Here is a 19,821-nt window from a genome sequence, read left to right on the forward strand (position 1 = left end):
CACCGCAGAGGTATCACTCATGTCTTCTGACACCGTCGCCGCTGTGCCTCGGCCCCCGGCCGGAGGCCCGTCCACGCCCGTGCTCACCGGAGCGCAGGCCGTCGTCCGCTCGCTCGAGCTCCTGGGCGTCACCGACGTCTTCGGGCTCCCGGGCGGCGCCATCATCGAGGTCTACGACCCGCTGATGGACTCGACCGACCTGCGCCACATCCTCGTGCGCCACGAGCAGGGTGCCGGTCACGCCGCCGAGGGGTACGCCGCGGCATCCGGTCGCGTCGGCGTCGCCATCGCGACGTCCGGCCCCGGCGCCACCAACCTCGTGACGGCGATCGCCGACGCCTACATGGACTCGATGCCCATCGTCTGCATCACGGGCCAGGTGTACTCGACCCTGATGGGGACGGATGCCTTCCAGGAGGCCGACATCGTGGGCATCACGATGCCGATCACCAAGCACTCGTTCCTCGTGAAGGACCCCGCCGAGATCCCGGGCGCCATCGCCGCGGCCTTCGAGATCGCCTCGACGGGCCGCCCCGGACCCGTGCTCGTGGACATCACGAAGGATGCGCAGCAGGCCAAGGCGCCGTTCGTGTGGCCGCCGAAGATCGACCTGCCCGGCTACCGGCCCGTCACCAAGGCGCACGGCAAGCAGATCCAGGCCGCGGCGCAGCTGATCTCCGAGGCCAAGAAGCCCGTCCTCTACGTGGGCGGCGGTGTGGTCCGCGCGGGAGCCGCCGGTGAGCTCCGTCGCTTCGCCGAGGCGACCGGCGCCCCCGTGGTCACGACGCTCATGGCGCGCGGCGCGTTCCCCGACTCGCACCCGCAGCAGTTGGGCATGCCCGGCATGCACGGCACGGTGCCCGCTGTGCTCGCGCTGCAGGAGTCCGACCTGATCGTCGCCCTCGGTGCCCGGTTCGACGACCGCGTGACCGGCAAGGCGGCCCTGTTCGCCCCGCACGCGAAGGTCGTGCACGTCGACATCGACCCCGCCGAGATCTCCAAGATCCGCTCCGCCGACGTCCCCATCGTGGGCGACCTGAAGGACGTGCTCGTCGATCTCGACGCGGCCTTCGCCGGTGTCGCGAAGCCCGACATCTCGGAGTGGTGGTCCTACCTCGACGGCCTCCGCACGGAGTTCCCGCTGGGCGCCGCACCGACGAGCGACGGCCTCCTCTCGCCGCAGCACGTCATCCAGCGCATCGGCGAGCTCACCGGCCCCGAAGGCGTGTTCGCCGCCGGCGTCGGCCAGCACCAGATGTGGGCCGCGCAGTACATCGGTTACGAGCGCCCGAACGCGTGGCTCAACTCCGGCGGCGCCGGCACGATGGGCTACGCCGTGCCCGCGGCCATGGGCGCGAAGGTCGCCCAGCCCGACCGCACGGTGTGGGCGATCGACGGCGATGGCTGCTTCCAGATGACCAATCAGGAACTCGCCACCTGCGCGATCAACGACATCCCGATCAAGGTCGCGATCATCAACAACTCCTCGCTCGGCATGGTGCGGCAGTGGCAGACGCTCTTCTACGACGGCCGTCACTCGAACACCGACCTCAACACGGGTCACGACACCATCCGCATCCCGGACTTCGTCAAGCTCGCCGAGGCGTACGGCTGCCTCGCGATCCGCGTCGAGAAGGAGGAGGACGTGGATGCCGCGATCCGCACCGCCCTCGAGACCAACGACCGCCCGGTCGTGATCGACTTCGTCGTGAGCGCCGACGCGATGGTGTGGCCGATGGTGCCCCAGGGTGTCAGCAACAGCTACATCCAGTACGCACGCGAGCACGCGCCGGCCTTCGAGCAGGGGGAGTGACGATGAGCAAGCACGTCCTGAGCCTCCTCGTCGAGGACAAGCCCGGTCTCCTCACCCGCGTCGCCGGCCTCTTCGCGCGCCGCGGCTTCAACATCGACTCCCTCGCCGTGGGGGTGACCGAGGTGCCCGGACTCTCGCGCATCACGGTCGTCGTCGACGTCGAGGAGCTGCCGCTCGAGCAGGTGACGAAGCAGCTGAACAAGCTCGTCAACGTCATCAAGATCGTCGAGCTCGACTACGCGACCTCCGTCCAGCGCGAGCACATGCTCGTGAAGGTCCGCGCCGACAACCAGACGCGCTCGAACGTGATCGAGGTCGTCAACCTGTTCCGCGCCTCGGTCGTCGACTACGCCACCGACGCGCTCGTCGTCGAGGTGACGGGCGACCGCGGCAAGGTCGACGCCTTCCTCAAGGCCCTCGAGCCCTTCGGCATCAAGGAGCTCGCCCAGTCCGGCATGGTCGCCATCGGCCGCGGTGGCAAGAGCATCACCGAGCGCGTCCTGCGCGGCTGACCCCACAACTTCTCTACCGACATCTACAAGGAGACACACACGAACATGGCTGAGATCCTCTACGACGCCGACGCCGACATCTCGCTCATCCAGGGCAAGAAGGTCGCCATCGTCGGGTACGGCTCGCAGGGCCACGCCCACGCCCAGAACCTCCGCGACTCCGGCGTCGAGGTCGTCATCGCCCTCAAGGAGGGCTCGAAGTCCGCGCCGAAGGCGTCGGAGGACGGCTTCGAGGTCAAGTCCGTGGCGGATGCCGCCGAGTGGGCCGACCTCATCATGATCCTCGCGCCCGACCAGCACCAGCGCGGGATCTTCAATGACGAGATCAAGCCGCACCTCGCCGCCGGCAAGACCCTCGCCTTCGCCCACGGCTTCAACGTCCGCTTCGGCTACATCGAGGTCCCCGACGACGTCGACGTCATCCTCGTCGCCCCGAAGGCCCCCGGCCACACGGTGCGCCGGGAGTTCGTCGCGGGACGCGGCATCCCCGACATCATCGCCGTCGAGAAGGACGCCTCCGGCCAGGCCTGGGACGTCGCCCTCTCGTACGCGAAGGCGATCGGCGGCACCCGCGCCGGGGTCATCAAGACCACCTTCACCGAGGAGACCGAAACCGACCTGTTCGGTGAGCAGGCCGTCCTCTGCGGTGGTGTGTCGCAGCTCGTCCAGTACGGCTTCGAGACGCTGTCCGAGGCGGGATACCAGCCCGAGATCGCCTACTTCGAGGTGCTCCACGAGCTGAAGCTCATCGTCGACCTCATGTGGGAGGGCGGCATCGCCAAGCAGCGCTGGTCGGTCTCCGACACGGCCGAGTACGGCGACTACGTGTCGGGCCCGCGCGTCATCGACCCGCGTGTCAAGGAGAACATGGCCGCCGTCCTCGCCGACATCCAGTCCGGCGGGTTCGCGAAGCGTTTCATCGACGACCAGGACAACGGCGCCGTCGAGTTCCAGGAGCTCCGCACCAAGGCCGCGGCCCACCCGATCGAGGCGGTCGGCAAGGACCTGCGCGCCCTGTTCGCGTGGAAGCAGCAGGACGCCGACTACACCGAAGGCTCCGCCGCGCGCTGACCTTCGGCATCCAGCCCTCGGCGCATCCGCCGGGACCGGCTTTTCGTGAGCCACGGAGGCCCGACCCTTACAAGGGGTCGGGCCTTCGGCGTCGGTAGACTCGGAGCGTGGCTTCCGACCCTCACGACGACGAGGACGCCTTCCGCTGGGAGGGCGACGATTCGCCGACGCGTCCGGCGCGTCCCGAGCGCACCGGCGCTGCGCTCCCCGACGGGTGGCGTGCCGTCGGGAAGGGGAGTGAGGCCACTCCCGGCGACGACGTCGCCCCCGCGCCGGAGGCGGTGACGACGGCGGACGAGGATGCGGAGCCGGCGCCCCTCGGCAACGTTGCCCTCGTGTCCCTGGGGCTCCTCGGCGGCATCTACTTGCTCTACACCGTGGGGTGGCTGCTCGGGAGCTCGCGGCTGGCGGCGGCGACGTCGTTCTGGCTGGAGCCGGCGGCCGTCGTGCCGGCGCTGTGGGTCGCGGTCGCGGCCCCCGCCCTCTGGTTCGGCGGCGTCATGCTGCTCACCCGCGCGTCCGCCGGGTGGGTGAGGTTCGCGTGGCTGGTCGTCGGCGTGTTCCTGCTCCTGCCGTGGCCCTTCGTGATCGGAGTCTGATCGTGACGACCTCGAACCAGGCGGTGCGCCGCGGTCCGTCCTGGCTGCCCGCCGCCGTCGCCGGTGTCTTCGGCCTGTTCTACGCGTACGCGGTCTGGACGGCCTTCGCCTTCCTGCTCGCGCAGGCCACGGGCGTCGAGGGCCTGAACGGCGGCGGATGGGCGATCCTGCTGTTCTCCGTCGTCTTCCCGATCATCGTGTTCGTCGCCGGGGTCGTCCTCGCGCGGCGACGCCCGGTGCTCCACCTCGCGGTCGTCCTCCTCGTGGGGCTCGGTCTCGTCGCCGTGTTCTGGCTGAACATCCTCACCTACGCGATCACGAACGGGAACTCGCTCGTCGGATCGTGACGGGTGTCACACGGTCGGGGGCGGTGGTGGGTCTTCGCTAGGCTGGGCGTGCCGCGTACCGTCGTCGGTCACCTCTCGGCCGGCTCCGTGGCGATCCACCCCCGCGTACCCGAAGGTCTGCCGTGCCCAAGCCTGTCGTCCTCATCGCCGAAGAACTCTCTCCCGCCACGATCGAGGCCCTCGGCCCCGACTTCGAGGTCCGATCCGTCGACGGAGCCGACCGTGCGGCGCTCCTCCCGGCGCTCGCGGACGCAGACGCGGTCCTCATCCGCTCGGCCACGAAGATGGATGCCGAGGCGATCGCCGCCGCGCCGTCGCTCAAGGTCATCGCGCGCGCCGGCGTCGGTCTCGACAACGTCGACATCAAGGCGGCCACCAGCGCCGGCGTGATGGTCGTCAACGCCCCGACGTCGAACATCATCTCCGCCGCCGAGCTCACCGTCGGCCACATCCTGAGCCTTGCCCGTCACATCCCGGCTGCGCACGCCTCGCTCGCCGCCGGCGCCTGGAAGCGCTCGTCCTTCACGGGCACCGAGCTGTACGAGAAGACGGTCGGCATCATCGGCCTCGGGCGGATCGGCGCCCTCATCGCGGCCCGCGTGCAGGCCTTCGGGGTCTCCGTGGTCGCTTACGACCCCTACGTCACGCCGACGCGTGCCCAGCAGCTGGGTGTGCAGCTCGTCAGCCTCGACGAGCTGCTGCGGACGAGCGACTTCGTCACGATCCACATGCCCAAGACCCCCGAGACGACGGGCATGATCGGGGCCGCGCAGTTCGAGATCATGAAGGACTCGGCCTATGTCGTGAACGTCGCCCGCGGCGGCCTCATCGACGAGGAGGCCCTGCACACCGCGCTGACGACGGGCCAGATCGCGGGCGCCGGACTCGACGTCTTCACGAGCGAGCCGCCCGCCCAGGACGGCACGGCCTTCCCGCTGCTGTCGCTCCCGAACGTCGTCGTGACCCCGCACCTCGGGGCCTCGACGGAGGAGGCTCAGGAGAAGGCCGGCGTCTCGGTCGCCAAGTCCGTCAAGCTCGCGCTCGAGGGCGACCTCGTGCCCGACGCCGTCAACGTCGCCGGTGGCGTCATCGACCCCTTCGTGCGCCCCGGCATCGCGCTCGTCGAGCAGCTCGGCCAGATCTTCACCGGGCTCGCACCGAGCGCACTGACGAGCCTCGACATCGAGGTGCGCGGCGAACTGGCCGACTACGACGTGAGCGTCTACCGCCTGGCCGCGCTCAAGGGTATCTTCACCAACATCGTGAGCGAGAACGTCTCGTACGTGAACGCGCCGCTCTTCGCGGAGCAGCGCGGCATCGAGACCCGCCTCATCGTGGAATCCGAGAGCCCGTTGTACCGCAACATCACGATCCTGCGCGGCACGCTGTCCGACGGCACCGTCCTCACGGTCGAAGGCACCCTCGCCGGCACGCGGATGGTGCCCAAGGTCGTCGGCATCAACGGCTACGAGGTCGAGGTGCCGATCAGCCGGTACCACGTCGTCATGCGCTACGCCGACCGCCCGGGCATCGTCGCGATCTACGGCCAGAAGCTGGGCGAGGCGGGCATCAACATCGCCGGCCTGCAGGTCGCGCGACCGGACGCGAGCGGCCGCGCGCTGTCCGTGCTGACGGTCGACTCGCCGATCCCCGAGGCGATGCTCGACGAGCTGCGCGACGCCGTCGCCGCCGACCTGTTCCGGCAGATCGAGCTCAACGAGGTCTGACCCGCCCCGGCATCCGCTCTTCCCCTGTCACGACGCGCCGTGCGCGGTGGTCGTTTGCGACAGGGGAGCGGATGCCGCTAGCGCGCGGCGCGCTCGACGAGGGCGATCAGCGCGTCGAGCTCGGCGCCGCGCGGGAGAGGTCCGGGGAGCGCGCCCGTCGCGAGCGCGCTGTTGAAGTACAGGCCGTCGCTGACGAGCAGCACGAGCTGCAGCGCGGTCTCGTCGCGGGTATGGGGGCGGAGGGCCTCCTCCCAGAGCTCCCGCACCCGACGGAGGGCGTCGGAGGCCTCGGCGTGGCCGGTCTGCGCCAGGCGGGAGGCCGCGATGATCGCGCGATCCAGCGGCGACCCGGTCTGCACCGACGTGCGCACGAAGGCCGCGATGACGCCTTCGGGAGCCCGGAGCATGTCCTCCACGTCGATCTCGACGAGGCGTCGCATCCGCTCCAAGAGGGCGGCTTCCAGCGCGTCCTTCGACGCGTAGTGGTAAAGCAGCCCGCCCTTGGAGACCCCGGCGGCGGCGGCGACGGCCTCCATCGTCGCCCCCCGGGCGCCGCCGTCGATGAGCGCCGCCTCGAACGCGTCGAGGACGCTCTCCTTGGCTTTCGGTGGTCTGCCCATGCTCCGATCCTCTCGCGGGTGAGCGCCTGATTCTGTTACTATACCGGCTGGACGGTGTACTAATGATGACGTTGACGGAAGAGATCCGAACGGCCGACGCGGCGGGTACGAGGCAGGGATGGCGCGGGTGGGCGGCGCTGGCCGTGCTCATGCTGCCCGTGCTCCTGGTGTCGGTCGACAACACGGTGCTGAGCTTCGCGCTGCCCGAGATCGCGCGCGACCTGACCCCGACGAGCGCGCAGCAGCTGTGGATCATCGACGTCTACCCGCTCGTGCTCGCCGGCCTCCTCGTGACGATGGGATCGCTGGGCGACCGATTCGGCCGCCGGCGCATGCTGATGATCGGTGCGACCGGATTCGCCGCCGTCTCGGCGCTGGCCGCTTTCGCCCCCTCGGCCGAGCTCCTCATCGCGGCGCGCGCGACGATGGGCCTGTTCGGCGCGATGCTCATGCCGTCGACGATGTCGCTGCTGCGGAGCATCTTCACCGACCGCGACCAGCGGCGCCTCGCGATCGCCGTGTGGGCGTCGATGTTCTCCGCCGGATCCGCGCTGGGGCCGATCGTGGGCGGTGTGCTCCTCGAGCACTTCGCGTGGGGTTCGGTGTTCCTGCTCGCCGTGCCGGTCCTCATCCCGCTGCTGGTGCTCGCGCCCCTCCTCGTGCCCGAGAGTCGCGACCCGCACCCCGGTCGCATCGACCCCGTCAGCATCGTCCTCAGCACGGCGACGATGGTGCCGGTCGTCTACGCGATCAAGGAGGTCGCCGTCCACGGTCCGGGGCCGCTCCCGCTGGTGCTCGTGCTCGTCGGGCTGGCCTTCGGGTGGATTTTCGTGCGCCGTCAGCTGCGCTCCGAGAGCCCGATGCTCGACATGCGCCTGTTCCGTCGCGGCGCGTTCACCGGCGCGCTCCTCGTGAACCTGCTGAGCGTGGTCGCCCTCGTCGGCTTCCTCTACTTCGTGACCCAGCATCTGCAGCTGATCGTCGGGTTGAGCCCGCTGCAGGCGGGCCTCGCCCTCGTGCCCGGGCTCGCGCTCATGATCGTGTCGGGTCTCGCCGTCGTGCCGGTCTCCCGCCGGGTGTCGCCCCGGGTGGTCGTCCCCGTCGCCCTCGCCCTGTCGGTCGCGGCGTACGTCGTGATCGCGGTGTCGACGGATGCCGCGGCCCTCGGCATCCTCATCGGCGCCTTCGCGCTGCTCGGCATCGGCATCGGTGCGGCCGAGACGGTGTCCAACGAACTCATCCTCGCCACCGCGCCGCCCGCGAAGGCGGGAGCGGCGAGCGCCGTGTCCGAGACTGCGTACGAGCTCGGTGCCGTGCTCGGGACCGCGGTGCTCGGCGGCATCCTCACCGCCCTCTACCGTGCCGGACTCGTCCTCCCGGACGGTGTGCCGGCGGGCGCGGCCGCGGCGGCGCGCGAGACCCTCGGCGGGGCGGTCGCCGTCGCGGACGGACTCCCGGGCGCCCTGGGCGACCGCGTCGTCGAGGCCGCGGCATCCGCCTTCGATGCGGGCGTGGGCGTCACCTCGATCATCGGAGCCGTCCTGGTCGTCTGCGCGGCCGTCATCGCGGCCACTACGCTGAAGGGAACCCGCACCCCGCGCGTCGAGGACTGACCGCGCGGGTTCCCCCGAGAACGAGGAGAGCGATGTCGCGCGTCGTGAAGCTGGCCGTCATCCCCGGAGACGGCATCGGTCCGGAGGTCGTCGCAGAGGCCGAGAAGGTGCTCGACGCCGTGACCGAGGGAGCCGAGGTGACGTTCGAGAAGACCCGGTTCTCCCTGGGCGCCGCCCGCTACCTCGAGACGGGTGACACCCTGACCGACGAGGACCTCGCCGCGATCGCCGCGCACGACGCCATCCTCCTCGGTGCCGTGGGCGGGATGCCGGGGGACCCCCGTCTGAAGGACGCGAACATCGAGCGGGGCCTGCTGCTGAAGCTGCGTTTCGCGCTGGACCACTACGTCAACCTCCGCCCGTCGGTCCTGTACCCCGGTGCCTCGGGTCCGCTCGCGGAGCCGGGGGAGATCGACTTCGTCGTGGTGCGCGAGGGCACCGAAGGCCCCTACGTGGGCAACGGCGGCTCGATCCGCACCGGCACGCCGCACGAGATCGCGAACGAGACCTCCGTGAACACGGCGTTCGGGGTCGAGCGGGTCGTCCGGTTCGCCTTCGCGCAGGCGCAGAAGCGCCGTCGGAAGCTGACCCTCGTGCACAAGACCAACGTGCTCGTCCACGCCGGCGGCATGTGGAAGCGGATCGTCGACGAGGTGGCCGCGGAGCACCCGGACGTGGCCGTAGACTACCTGCACGTCGACGCGGCGACGATCTTCCTGGTCACGAACCCGGGCCGCTTCGACGTGATCGTCACCGACAACCTCTTCGGCGACATCCTGACCGACTTGGCCGGCGCCGTCACCGGAGGCATCGGTCTCGCCGCTTCGGGGAACATCAACCCCGACGGCGCGTTCCCGTCGATGTTCGAGCCCGTGCACGGTTCCGCGCCCGACATCGCCGGACAGCAGATCGCCGATCCCACCGCTGCGATCCTCTCCGTCGCCCTGCTGCTCGACCACCTCGGACTGCAGGGTGAGGCCGAGCGCGTCACCCGCGCGGCCCGCGAGGACATCGAGAGCAGGGACGGCACCGCCCGCACGACCGCGCAGGTCGGCGACGCCATCACCGCACGCCTCCGGGCGTAATCTGAGTGGATGCGCGCCGCGCAGACGCCGCGCGAGGAACAGGACTGACATGACCCTCACCGACTCGACCGCAGCCCCCCTCACCTTCTCGGTGACGAAGAACCTGGCTGCCGCTTCGCCGTCCGCCCGCGAGGAGATCCTCGCGAACCCCGGCTTCGGCACGAACTTCACCGACCACATGGTCGACATCTGCTGGTCGTCCAAGGGCGGCTGGCACCGTCCCCGCGTCTCGCCGTACGGCCCGATCTCGCTCTCGCCCGCCGCCGCCGTGCTGCACTACGGCCAGGAGATCTTCGAGGGCATCAAGGCGTACCGTCACGCGGACGGCTCGATCCACACGTTCCGGCCCGAGGAGAACGCGCGGCGCCTGCAGCGCTCCGCGCGCCGCATGGCGCTCCCCGAGCTCCCCGTCGAGTACTTCCTGCAGTCGCTGCGCGAACTCATCGCCGTCGACGGCGACTGGGTGCCCGCGGGCGCCGACCAGAGTCTCTACCTGCGGCCGTTCATGTTCGCGAAGGAGGCGTTCCTCGGTGTGCGCCCGGCCGAGAAGGTCGCCTACTACCTGATCGCAAGCCCCGCGGGTGCCTACTTCAAGGGCGGCGTGACCCCCGTGAAGATCTGGCTGAGCGAGGACTATGCCCGCGCCGGCAAGGGCGGCACCGGCGCGGCCAAGACGGGCGGAAACTACGCCGCGAGCCTCCTGCCGCAGGCCGAGGCGTACGAGAAGGGCTGCGACCAGGTGGTCTTCCTCGACGAGGACGGCAACGTCGAGGAGCTCGGCGGCATGAACGTCGTCTTCGTCATGAAGGACGGCACCCTCGTGACCCCCGAGTCGGAGTCGATCCTCGCCGGCATCACGCGCGACTCGATCCTCCGACTCGCCGAGGACCGCGGGCACCGCGTCGAGCGACGTGCCGTCTCCCTCGCCGAGTGGCGTGAGGGTGTCGCCTCGGGAGAGATCGTCGAGGTCTTCGCGTGCGGCACTGCCGCCGTGGTGACCCCCATCGGCGCGCTCAAGGCCTCCGGCTTCGAGGACGCGCAGCCCACGGGCACGCTCGCCCTCGAGCTGCGCCAGCACCTCACCGACATCCAGTACGGGCGTGTCGAGGACGTCCACGGCTGGCTCACCCGGCTGGACGGCTGATCCGTGCGCATCGTCCGTTACAGCCGCAACGAGGCCATCCGCTACGGGATCATCGACGAGAAGGAGGTCGTCGAGCTCGCCGGCGACCCGATGTTCACCGGGTTCGAGACGACGGGTGAGCGGATCCCGCTCGCCGAGATCACGCTCCTCGCGCCCTCGATTCCGCGCTCGAAGATCGTCTGCGTCGGCAAGAACTACCGTGATCACGCCGCCGAGATGGGTGGGGAAGCGCCCACCGAACCGCTGCTGTTCCTCAAGCCCAACACGTCCGTGATCGGCCCCGACGACGCGATCGTGCGGCCGCCGCAGTCGCAGCGCACCGATTACGAGGGCGAGCTCGCCGTCGTCATCGGGCGGGTCGCGAAGAACGTCCCCGCCGACAAGGCGCTCGACTACGTGTTCGGGTACACGATCGGCAACGACATCACGGCGCGCGACCTGCAGCGCTCGGACGGCCAGTGGTCCCGCGCCAAGGGATTCGACACGTTCTGCCCGCTCGGACCGATCATCGAGACCGAGTTCGACCTCGACGGGGGAGCGCGCATCGTGTCGCGCGTGAACGGCGAGGTCCGTCAGGACGGTCCGATCTCCGACATGGTCCACTCGGTACCGGAGATCATCGCCTACGCCTCGGCGGCGTTCACGCTGCTGCCCGGCGACGTCATCCTGACCGGTACGCCGGCCGGGATCGGCGAGTTCCACGCCGGCGACGTCCTCGAAGTGGAGATCTCGGGCCTCGGCATCCTGCGCAACACGGCGCGGAATGCCTGACGAAGGACTGCTCTCCCTCACAACGACGGATGTCGCGCGCATCCAGCGGCGCACCGTCACCGTCCTCGCGGCGGGGCAGGTCCTCGGCGGTGTCGCGTTCGGCGCGACGGTGTCGCTGGGGGCGCTCCTGGCTGCCGACCTGTCGGGCCAGGAGTCACTGTCGGGGTTCGCGACGGCATCCGTCACCCTCGGCGCCGCGCTCTGCGCGATCCCGCTCGCCCGGCTCGCGGCGGCGCAGGGGCGGCGCCGGGCGCTGAGCCTCGGCAACCTGCTCGCCCTCGTGGGGATCGCGGTCGTCATCACGGCCGCGGCGCTCCGCGCCTTCCCCCTGCTCCTGGTCGGCGTGATCCTCATCGGCGCCGGTAACGCCGGCAATCTGCAGTCCCGGTTCGCGGCGACCGACCTCGCGGGGCAGGGGCGGCGGGGGCGCGACCTCGGCACGGTCGTGTGGGCGACCACGGTCGGGGGCGTGGTCGGTCCGCTCATGCTCACACCGGGGGAGGCCGTCGGCGGATGGCTCGGAATGCCGCCCCTCACGGGTTCGTACGCGTTCTCGATCGTCGCGCAGACCCTCGCCCTGGCGCTCTACCTGGTGGCGCTGCGCCCCGACCCGCTGAAGGTCGCGCAGCAGGTCGCGCGGTCGCGCGATCCCCGGGACCCGCAGATCGACGAGCCGGACCGTCCCGTCATCGCCCGCTACGCCGTGTTCGCGGTGGCGGGCTCGCACGTGACGATGGCCTCCGTCATGGCGATGACCCCGGTGCACCTCTCCCACCTCGACCCCCGCAACGTGACGACGATCGTCGGCGTCACGATCGCGCTCCATGTGTTCGGGATGTACGGGCTGTCGCCGATCTTCGGCATCCTGGCCGACCGGTGGGGGCGTCTGCAGACGATCCTCCTGGGGCAGGGCATCCTCGCCGCGTCCCTCGTGACGGCGGCGGTCGCCCCGAACTCGTCCACCGCGGTCCTGATCGCTCTGCTGTTGCTCGGTCTCGGGTGGAGCGCGGCGACCGTGGGCGGCGCGGCGCTGCTGACCGAGGCGACGCCGACCGAACTGCGTCCCCGCAGGCAGGGGCGCAGCGACACGGCGATGACGCTGTCGGCGGCGATCGGATCGGTGCTCGCGGGCGGCATCCTGAGCCTCATCGGCTACGGCGGGCTCGCCCTCGTCGCCCTCGCGGTGGTCGTCGCGATCACCGTCCTCTCGCCCTACGCGCGGCGCTGAGGGCGCGGGGCGGGAGCGGCGCCGGTCGTAGACTTGACGGCGATGTCCACTGCACCGCACCCCCTCACCACGACCGCCTCCGGCTCCGACGTCCGCGTCCGGTTCTGCCCCTCGCCGACGGGGCTCCCGCACGTCGGGATGGTCCGCACCGCCCTGTTCAACTGGGCGTACGCGCGGCACACCGGCGGCAAGATGATCTTCCGCGTCGAGGACACGGATGCCGCTCGCGACAGCGAGGAGAGCTATCGTCAGCTCGTCGACGCCTTGACCTGGCTCGAGATCGACTGGGACGAGGGCGTCGAGAAGGGCGGCCCGCACGAGCCGTACCGGCAGTCGCAGCGCCACGACATCTACCGCGAGGTGCTCGACAAGCTGATCGCGACCGGCGCCGTGTACGAGTCGTACTCGACGGCCGAGGAGATCGACGCCCGCAACGAAGCCAACGGCCGCGCGAAGCAGCTCGGCTACGACAACTTCGACCGCACGCTGACGGACGAGCAGAAGGCCGCGTTCCGCGCGGAGGGGCGCGAGCCCGCCTGGCGACTGCGCGTGCCGGACGAGGACGTCACTTACGTAGACCTCATCCGCGGCGAGGTCACCTTCCCGGCCGGATCGTTCCCCGACTTCGTCGTCGTGCGCGCCGGCGGCGTGCCGCTCTACACGTTCACCAACCCCGTCGACGACGCCCTGATGGGGATCACCCATGTGCTCCGCGGCGAGGACCTCATGCCCTCCACCGCCCGTCAGCTCGCCCTCTACAGTGCGCTCATCGACGCGGGGGTGACGACCTTCGTGCCCCGCTTCGCGCACATGCCGCTCGTGCTGGGCGAGGAGGGCACGAAGAAGCTCTCCAAGCGCGACCCGAAGGCCGACCTTTTCCTGCAGCGCGAGAAGGGCTTCATCCACGAGGGGCTCCTGAACTACCTCGCCCTCCTCGGCTGGTCGATCGCGCCGGACCGCGACGTCTTCTCGCGCCAGGAGCTCATCGAGGCGTTCGACATCGTGAACGTGAACCCCAACCCCGCCCGCTTCGACCAGAAGAAGGCCGAGTCGATCAACGGTGACCACATCCGGATGCTGGAGCCCGCCGACTTCGCGTCGCGCCTGGTCCCGTACCTGGTCGGCGCCGGCGTCGTCAGCACGCCTCCCACCGACGCGCAGCGCGAGCTGCTCGCGAAGGCTGCCCCGCTCGTCCAGGAGCGGATGCAGATGCTCGGCGACGCTCCGGGGCTGCTCGGATTCCTCTTCCGCGACGTGGAGGCGTACGACGAGGACGCGGTGAAGGGACTGCCCGCGAACACCGCCGAGGTGCTCGCCGCCTCCATCGACGCGCTGCAGGCGGTGCCGGAGGATGCCTTCACAGCCGAGGCGATCCAGGCGGCACTGGCGGCATCCCTCATCGATGGGTTGGGCCTGAAGCCCCGCGTCGCCTACGGACCCGCGCGCGTCGCACTGAGCGGCCGGCGCGTCTCGCCGCCGCTGTTCGAGTCGATGGAGCTGCTGGGCAAGGCCGTCACGCTCGACCGCCTCGAGCGCCTGCGGGCCGAGCGCAGCTGAGACGCGACGCGCTCGGGATGCGCGTCCGGTTTGGCCGGGGCCGTACCGTGGGCTAAGCTTGATCCTCGGTACGACTCCGGTTGAAACCCGGTGGGGTATGGTGTAATTGGCAACACGGCTGATTCTGGTTCAGTTGTTCTTGGTTCGAGTCCAGGTACCCCAGCAAGTAGAAAACCCCCGCTCCGGCGGGGGTTTTGCTTTGCTGGAACCAGTGCGCGGATCAGCGCAACAGGCGCACAATGGTCGCATGGGACTCTTCACGCAGCGACCCGAAGAACCGTCGGAATGGGCAGGGCTCCCCGCCGAACCGATGGAGCCACGAAACCCCGTGGAGCGGCTGGGAGACGGGCCCGCGGTCTCGGACTGGTCTCCGGACCTGCTCTCCGTGTCGCCCGCCACGGCGACGTGGATCGAGATCCCCGTCGATCCCGCACCCGAGCCGGACGGCGCCGACGGGGACTGACCCTGCTCAGCGCATCGCGTCGCCGATGTAGGAGTACTTGACGAAGACCTCCGAGGCCCACCCGGCCTCTTCGAGCACGCCCTGCACGGCGGTCAGCATGTACTTCGAATCCCAACCGAGGTAGAGGTACCGCCCCTCGTCGAGGGTGTCCCACTGGCCGTTCCACGCCATCGCCGGGTAGACGGGTCCGCCCTGGCGGGCGCTGTACTCGACGACACTCTGCCGCGAGTCGGCCCAGAGCCTCGCGAACACGCGATTGAACAGGTAGCGGACGTCCCGCACGTCCCAGTGCTCGCCGCGGTACTCGACGTAGTCGAACTCGCGCTGCCAGCCGCGGGGCCAGCCGCGCCGCTTCTTGGCGTCGAGGATCGGCGTGAGGTTGTCGTCGTCGATCCCCACCACGGCGGGGCGGCGCCACGCGTCCATGAAGCGCGCGGTCAGCTGCTCGGTGCGTTCGGCGATCCGAGCCGTCGTCCAGGTCTCGGCATCCGCGATCCGACGCGTGAACTCGAGGCCGCTCGACGCGTAGGCACTCCGCTTCGCGGGGAAGGAGGCGTCGAACACCCGATCGGCGGCGTCCTCCTCGAGGAGCGTCAGGTTGCCGAGCGTGTTCACGAGGGCGCGGTGCGCGTTCTGCTCGTCGTCGCTGAGGTCGGCCCAGCGCCGGGCACCGTCGCCGGTCCACTCGTCGGAGGGCGCCGCGGGGAGGACGTGCTCGAGGACGACGTCCGCGTCGTCGTCGACCTCCGTCAGGCGCGCGAGGACGAAACCCGCGTGGGGAAGTTCGCCGTAGCGCAGACCCACTCGGGTTCGCTCGTCCGACGGCGTGATGCGGGCGATGGCGAGCACGAGCGCCTCCATCCCCTCATCCGCCGCGCGGCAGAAGCGCGCGACGAGCCGGTCGACGGACAGGCCGACGACGGTCCGGCGCAGCAGCAGGGACTCCACATGCGTCAGGGCGAGCGACAGATCGGATGCCGAGAGCTCACCGTGCAGGTGGTCCCGGTACAGCCGCATCGCGAGGGGATACATGCCGCGGCCCAGCGTGTTGATCGCGGCGAAATGGCGTGCGATGCCCGCATCCGTCGCCGAGCCCGGTTCGAGCAGGAGCCGGTAGATCTCCGACAGCTCACGCCACTCTTGCGCGCGGGCACGCAGCGTCGTCCGATCCAAGCGCGGGAACTCGTGGCGGAACGCGTCGTAGACACCGCGCTCGCCCTCGACGAGCACCTCGCGCCCTGTCAGCATGACGAGGTAGTCCCGCCAGAAGGCGCCGATCTGCTCGCCCGTGTTCGCCTCGATCGCGAGCCAGTACTCGTTCTCGATCTCGCTCTGCTCGGCGTGCGTGAGGCCCATCAGCACGTAGTTGTGGATCAGCTCGTGGTCGCGCAGCGGTTCGCCCGTCGAGTTGAGGCTCTCGAAGATCTGCTGCGCGTTCGCCTGCCCGCCGAGGGTGATCGACACGTGCTCCAGCTTGCGCAGGCCACGCCAGATGTCGGCGGCCTCGTCCGGCCGGATCTGGCTCCGGAAGAACGCGTAGTTGTCGTCGAAGCGCGACACGCGGTCGGTGTCGGCGGGGGAGCGGCGGTCGAGCACGACGCTCTCGAAGACGTCCGCCCAGGCGCGGTGGGGACGCAGCTTCGTCCGCGCCGGCTCGCCGTGACGCACCAGCACCGCCTCGAGTTCGGCGGCGAGGGCCGGATCGTCGTCGCGGAGGGTGTGGTGGAGCGCCGCGACCAGCAGCATCAGCGTCGTGACGCGCTGCTGCCCGTCGATGAGGACGAGGTGGGCGTCGTCCTCCGCCGACGTGCTGGCGGTCGAGAGGATGGAGCCGATGAAGTGCGTGTGACCGTCTTCACCTGCGGCTGCGGCGCGGATGTCGCCGAGAAGCTGCTCGCACCCGCCGATGTCCCAGCGGTACTGCCGCTGATAGACCGGCACGACGATCGTGGTGTCCGAGGCGGAGAGCCAATCGATCGTGTTGACGGCGGTCGCATCGACGTTCGTGGCGCTGCTCATGTTCCTCGAATCGCTCCTCGAATTTCCCGGTCGAGTCTACTGACGCTCCCAGAACGCCTAGGTAGGCTGGCCTAAGTCGGGCCTGTAAAAACTTCGCTCGTCCGACAGAAAGGTTGATCCGCATGGGTTACATCAAGAGTGCTCTGCTCGAGGAGACCGGCTACGCCGTCCTCGACATGTACGGCAAGCACATCGATCCGAAGGAATGGCTCGACGTCGAGTACGTCGACTGGAAGTCGTCGGGGGACACCCGCTTCGCGCCGCTCGCCTCGGCCAAGGGTGAGATCGAGTGCAACGGCTTCTGGAACCACCAGCCGCCGCGCACCGACAAGGACGGTGTGTGGATCCCCTCGCAGACCGAGAAGGCGCCCACGCTCACCGAGCGCGCGCTCGAGCCGGGCTCGAACGTCGGACGCTGCCGCATCATCGAGCTGCAGCCGAACACCTACGCCGACGCGCTCTACAACCTGCACCAGGACGACAACAACCGGCTGAACCCCGACGGCACCGGCTGGGTCGTCCGCAGCTTCTTCAACCTCACCGACGACAAGGACAGCTTCTTCGTCCTGCGTGACAACCGCACCGACCCGGGCGGCGAAACCCGCATCGCCCTGCCCGCCGGCGCGCAGCTCGTCATCGACACGCAGCGTCTGTGGCACGCCGCCTACCACCCCGGCGACGCCCCGCGGTACTGCCTCATCACGTCGTGGGAGTCCGGCCCCGAGCTCGACGCCTACATGGAGAAGTACAACGGCGTGAACAAGGTCGAGAGCGTTCCGCTCGACCAGGAGGCCATCGACGCCGCGCAGGCCGAGCAGGAGCGGCGCATCGCCGCCCGTGCCGCTGCTCTCGCGGCTCGCGGTCAGCGCGAGGTCCTCGCGATGAGCGAGGCCTGACTCGCCTCCCCCTGACGACGCCTCCGGTCCTCGGCCGGGGGCGTCGTCGCGTGAGTGGTTCTTGTTTCGTGTGGTTTTGTGTTGTAACGTGTGGTCTTGTTCGAGGAGGACCACATGTACGCAACGGAGCGCCAGCAGCAGATCGAGCAGCTGATCGCCACGGACGGGCGCGTCGCCGTTCTCGACCTCGCCGATCGCTTCGGGGTCACCACCGAGACGGTCCGTCGCGATCTCGCCGCCCTCGAGCGTGTCGGCCTCGTCCGCCGCGTCCACGGCGGCGCCGTCCACCGGGCTCGCGCGAGCACCGCCGAGGTCTCGGTCGCCGAGCGGGCGGGACAGCGCAGCGGCGCGAAGCAGACCATTGCCCGTGCCGCCGTCGACCTGCTCGGCGCCGAGCTCGACGGCGCCCTCTACCTCGACGCCGGCACGACGACCGGGGCCATCGCCCAGCTTCTCGCGACCGGACCGCACCCCGCCGGCGACCTCGAGGTCGTCACGCACTCCATGTCGGTCGCCCACATCCTCGCCGGCGCCCCCGCCGTGGGACTGACGGCCATCGGCGGGCGGGTGCGCGGGCTCACCGCAGCCGCCGTCGGAGCGCAGACGGTGGAGGCGATCGGCCGACTCCGGCCCGACATCGCCTTCATCGGCACGAACGGCGTCTCCGCGGCATTCGGCCTCAGCACGCCGGATCCCGACGAGGCGGCCGTCAAGCGCGCCATCGTCGCGTCGGCCCGCCGCATCGTGGTCGTCGCCGACGGCGACAAGTTCGACGCGGAGCTCCTCGTCTCGTTCGCGTCGCTGACGGACGTCGACGTCCTCCTGACCGACACGGCGCCGGCGGGAGCCCTCGCCGCCGCACTCCGCGACGCCGACGTGGAGGTGCAGGTCGGATGATCGTCACCTTCACCACCAACCCGTCCCTCGATCGCACGATCTCCCTCGCCGCGCCCCTGCAGGTGGGCGAGGTGCAGAGCGCGCTCGGCGTTCGCGAGGATGCGGGCGGCAAGGGGATCAACGTCGCGCGGGTGGTCGCCGCGGCATCCCGTCCCACTCTCGCCGTCCTGCCGCTCGATCCCCGCGATCCGTTCGCGGGCGCCCTGGCGGCGACCGGCATCCCGACGCGGACCGTCGCCCACGACGGCGCCACCCGCGCGAACATCACGATCGCCGACCACGCCGGGACCACGACGAAGCTGAACCTGCCGGGGGCCGCGTTCACGGAAGAGGATGCCGCGGCCCTGACCGCCGCGGTCGTCGCCGCGTCGGAGGCCGCGTCGTGGCTGGTGCTCGCCGGATCGCTCGCGCCGGGCCTGCTCGTGGACTACTACGTGAGCGTGATCGAGGCGGTCCGTGCGGCCTGGGGACCCTCCGCTCCGCGCATCGCGGTCGACACCTCGGGGCCCGCCCTGGCCGCCGTCGTCGCCGCCGGGCGCCCCGACCTGATCAAGCCCAACGACGAGGAACTCGCCGAACTCACCGGTCGCGGCCTCGACGCGGAGCTCGAGCTCCCCGACGCCGTCGCGCGGATCGCGCGCGGGCTGGTCCCGGCATCCGTCGCCGCCGCCCTCGTGACGCTCGGGGGCGACGGAGCCGTCCTCGTCACCGCCGACGGCGCGTGGCACGGCACACCGCCCCCGACGCGCGTACGCAGCACGGTGGGGGCCGGCGACAGCTCGCTCGCCGGCTACCTGCTCGCCGAGACGACCGGTGCCGCACCGGAGGAGCGCCTGCGCTCCGGCATCCGCTACGGATCCGCGGCTGCGTCGCTTCCGGGCACCCAACCTCCCACCCCCCACGACCTGTCGACCGGCGCGGTGCCGGTGCGACTCCTCTCGCAGGACAACCCGACCACTGGAGGTCACCGTGACTGAGATCATCACCGCGGAACTCGTCAGTATCGACGAGCCGCTCGGCGCCGACAAGCGCGCCGTCATCGACGCCCTCGCCCGGCGCGTCGCGGCGCAGGGGAGGGCCACCGACGGCGCCCGCCTGGCCGACGACGCCTGGGCGCGCGAGGAGAAGGACGAGACCGGCCTGCCCGGCGGCATCGCCATCCCGCACGCGAAGAGCGCCGCCGTCACGCAGGCCTCGCTGGCCTTCGCGCGGCTGAACCCCGGCGTCGACTTCGGTGCCGAGGACGGCGGCGCCGACCTCGTCTTCCTCATCGCCGCTCCCGACACCGCCGCCGAGGAGCACCTCGCCGTGCTCTCCAAGCTCGCCCGCAGCCTCATGCGCGACGACTTCACGGCGGGCCTGCGCGCCGCATCGACGGCCGACGAGGTCGTCGCCATCGTCCGCGACGCCATCTCGGACGCGCCCGCCGCCGAGGCCCCCGCCTCGCGCGCCGAGGCGC

19 protein-coding genes and 1 tRNA gene are annotated in these 19,821 nt (G+C 70.5%); 18 read left to right on the forward strand and 2 right to left on the reverse strand.

Features of this window, described 5'->3' with window-relative positions:
- Positions 1-19: 19 nt before the first annotated feature.
- The 6 genes from NH287_RS01735 to serA all read left to right on the forward strand — a co-directional run bounded on the left by NH287_RS01735 (position 20) and on the right by serA (position 6,069).
- Positions 20-1,813 carry an acetolactate synthase large subunit gene (locus NH287_RS01735; RefSeq protein ID WP_064001910.1) on the forward strand — a complete coding sequence of 598 codons (1,794 nt, stop codon included), beginning with the start codon at positions 20-22 and terminating at the stop codon, positions 1,811-1,813.
- 2 nt (positions 1,814-1,815) lie between these two features.
- Positions 1,816-2,325, forward strand: a complete 510-nt coding sequence (gene ilvN, locus NH287_RS01740; protein ID WP_217530089.1) for an acetolactate synthase small subunit — start codon at positions 1,816-1,818, stop codon at positions 2,323-2,325.
- A gap of 45 nt (positions 2,326-2,370) precedes the next feature.
- A complete protein-coding gene (gene ilvC / locus NH287_RS01745; protein ID WP_253034236.1) occupies positions 2,371-3,396 on the forward strand; it encodes a ketol-acid reductoisomerase in 1,026 nt (341 codons plus the stop codon).
- Positions 3,397-3,503: 107 nt separating this feature from the next.
- Positions 3,504-3,995, forward strand: a complete 492-nt coding sequence (locus NH287_RS01750) for a DNA polymerase III subunit gamma/tau (protein WP_253034237.1) — start codon at positions 3,504-3,506, stop codon at positions 3,993-3,995.
- Positions 3,996-3,997: 2 nt separating this feature from the next.
- Entirely contained in the window at positions 3,998-4,342 is a 345-nt protein-coding gene (locus NH287_RS01755; RefSeq protein ID WP_064001914.1) for a hypothetical protein, read from the forward strand.
- A gap of 122 nt (positions 4,343-4,464) precedes the next feature.
- Positions 4,465-6,069 carry a phosphoglycerate dehydrogenase gene (gene serA, locus NH287_RS01760; RefSeq protein WP_253034238.1) on the forward strand — a complete coding sequence of 535 codons (1,605 nt, stop codon included), beginning with the start codon at positions 4,465-4,467 and terminating at the stop codon, positions 6,067-6,069.
- A 77-nt stretch (positions 6,070-6,146) separates the two neighbouring features.
- Here serA and NH287_RS01765 read toward each other — a convergent pair whose 3' ends face one another.
- Positions 6,147-6,689: a TetR/AcrR family transcriptional regulator gene (locus NH287_RS01765; RefSeq protein ID WP_253034239.1), complete on the reverse strand. Its 543-nt coding sequence runs from the start codon at positions 6,687-6,689 to the stop codon at positions 6,147-6,149.
- Positions 6,690-6,751: 62 nt separating this feature from the next.
- On the opposite strand from NH287_RS01765, the gene NH287_RS01770 reads away from it, so the two are divergent.
- From NH287_RS01770 to NH287_RS01805, 8 genes are all read left to right on the forward strand, one after another.
- A complete protein-coding gene (locus NH287_RS01770) occupies positions 6,752-8,302 on the forward strand; it encodes an MFS transporter (RefSeq protein ID WP_374209352.1) in 1,551 nt (516 codons plus the stop codon).
- Positions 8,303-8,334: 32 nt separating this feature from the next.
- Positions 8,335-9,387, forward strand: coding sequence for a 3-isopropylmalate dehydrogenase (locus NH287_RS01775; protein WP_253034240.1), 1,053 nt, complete (start codon positions 8,335-8,337; stop codon positions 9,385-9,387).
- Positions 9,388-9,436: 49 nt separating this feature from the next.
- The gene (locus NH287_RS01780; RefSeq protein WP_253034241.1) at positions 9,437-10,531 is read left to right on the forward strand and encodes a branched-chain amino acid aminotransferase; all 1,095 of its coding nucleotides are present in this window, start codon (positions 9,437-9,439) and stop codon (positions 10,529-10,531) included.
- Between the two features lie 3 nt (positions 10,532-10,534).
- A complete protein-coding gene (locus NH287_RS01785) occupies positions 10,535-11,302 on the forward strand; it encodes a fumarylacetoacetate hydrolase family protein (RefSeq protein WP_064001919.1) in 768 nt (255 codons plus the stop codon).
- A complete protein-coding gene (locus NH287_RS01790) occupies positions 11,295-12,530 on the forward strand; it encodes an MFS transporter (protein WP_253034242.1) in 1,236 nt (411 codons plus the stop codon). The genes NH287_RS01785 and NH287_RS01790 overlap by 8 nt, the downstream gene beginning before the upstream one ends.
- 42 nt (positions 12,531-12,572) lie before the next feature.
- Positions 12,573-14,087: a glutamate--tRNA ligase gene (gene gltX, locus NH287_RS01795; RefSeq protein ID WP_253034243.1), complete on the forward strand. Its 1,515-nt coding sequence runs from the start codon at positions 12,573-12,575 to the stop codon at positions 14,085-14,087.
- 91 nt (positions 14,088-14,178) lie between these two features.
- Positions 14,179-14,250 (forward strand) — tRNA-Gln (locus NH287_RS01800).
- Between the two features lie 84 nt (positions 14,251-14,334).
- On the forward strand, positions 14,335-14,550 hold the full coding sequence (locus tag NH287_RS01805; RefSeq protein ID WP_217530051.1) for a hypothetical protein: 216 nt from the start codon (positions 14,335-14,337) through the stop codon (positions 14,548-14,550).
- 6 nt (positions 14,551-14,556) lie between these two features.
- Here the strand turns inward: NH287_RS01805 and NH287_RS01810 are convergent, their stop codons facing one another.
- Positions 14,557-16,569, reverse strand: a complete 2,013-nt coding sequence (locus tag NH287_RS01810) for a DUF262 domain-containing protein (RefSeq protein ID WP_253034244.1) — start codon at positions 16,567-16,569, stop codon at positions 14,557-14,559.
- Positions 16,570-16,691: 122 nt separating this feature from the next.
- On the opposite strand from NH287_RS01810, the gene NH287_RS01815 reads away from it, so the two are divergent.
- The 4 genes from NH287_RS01815 to NH287_RS01830 all read left to right on the forward strand — a co-directional run.
- On the forward strand, positions 16,692-17,465 hold the full coding sequence (locus NH287_RS01815) for a hypothetical protein (protein WP_253034245.1): 774 nt from the start codon (positions 16,692-16,694) through the stop codon (positions 17,463-17,465).
- 114 nt (positions 17,466-17,579) lie between these two features.
- Positions 17,580-18,362 carry a DeoR/GlpR family DNA-binding transcription regulator gene (locus tag NH287_RS01820; protein ID WP_253034246.1) on the forward strand — a complete coding sequence of 261 codons (783 nt, stop codon included), beginning with the start codon at positions 17,580-17,582 and terminating at the stop codon, positions 18,360-18,362.
- A complete protein-coding gene (locus NH287_RS01825) occupies positions 18,359-19,339 on the forward strand; it encodes a 1-phosphofructokinase family hexose kinase (protein WP_253034247.1) in 981 nt (326 codons plus the stop codon). Before NH287_RS01820 ends, NH287_RS01825 begins: the two co-directional genes overlap by 4 nt.
- A partial coding sequence (locus NH287_RS01830; RefSeq protein ID WP_253034248.1) for a fructose PTS transporter subunit IIA occupies positions 19,332-19,821 on the forward strand: 490 nt, incomplete at its 3' end. The genes NH287_RS01825 and NH287_RS01830, both read left to right, overlap by 8 nt.

Source organism: Microbacterium sp. CnD16-F (assembly GCF_024124465.1).
Lineage (GTDB): Bacteria > Actinomycetota > Actinomycetes > Actinomycetales > Microbacteriaceae > Microbacterium > Microbacterium gawkjiense.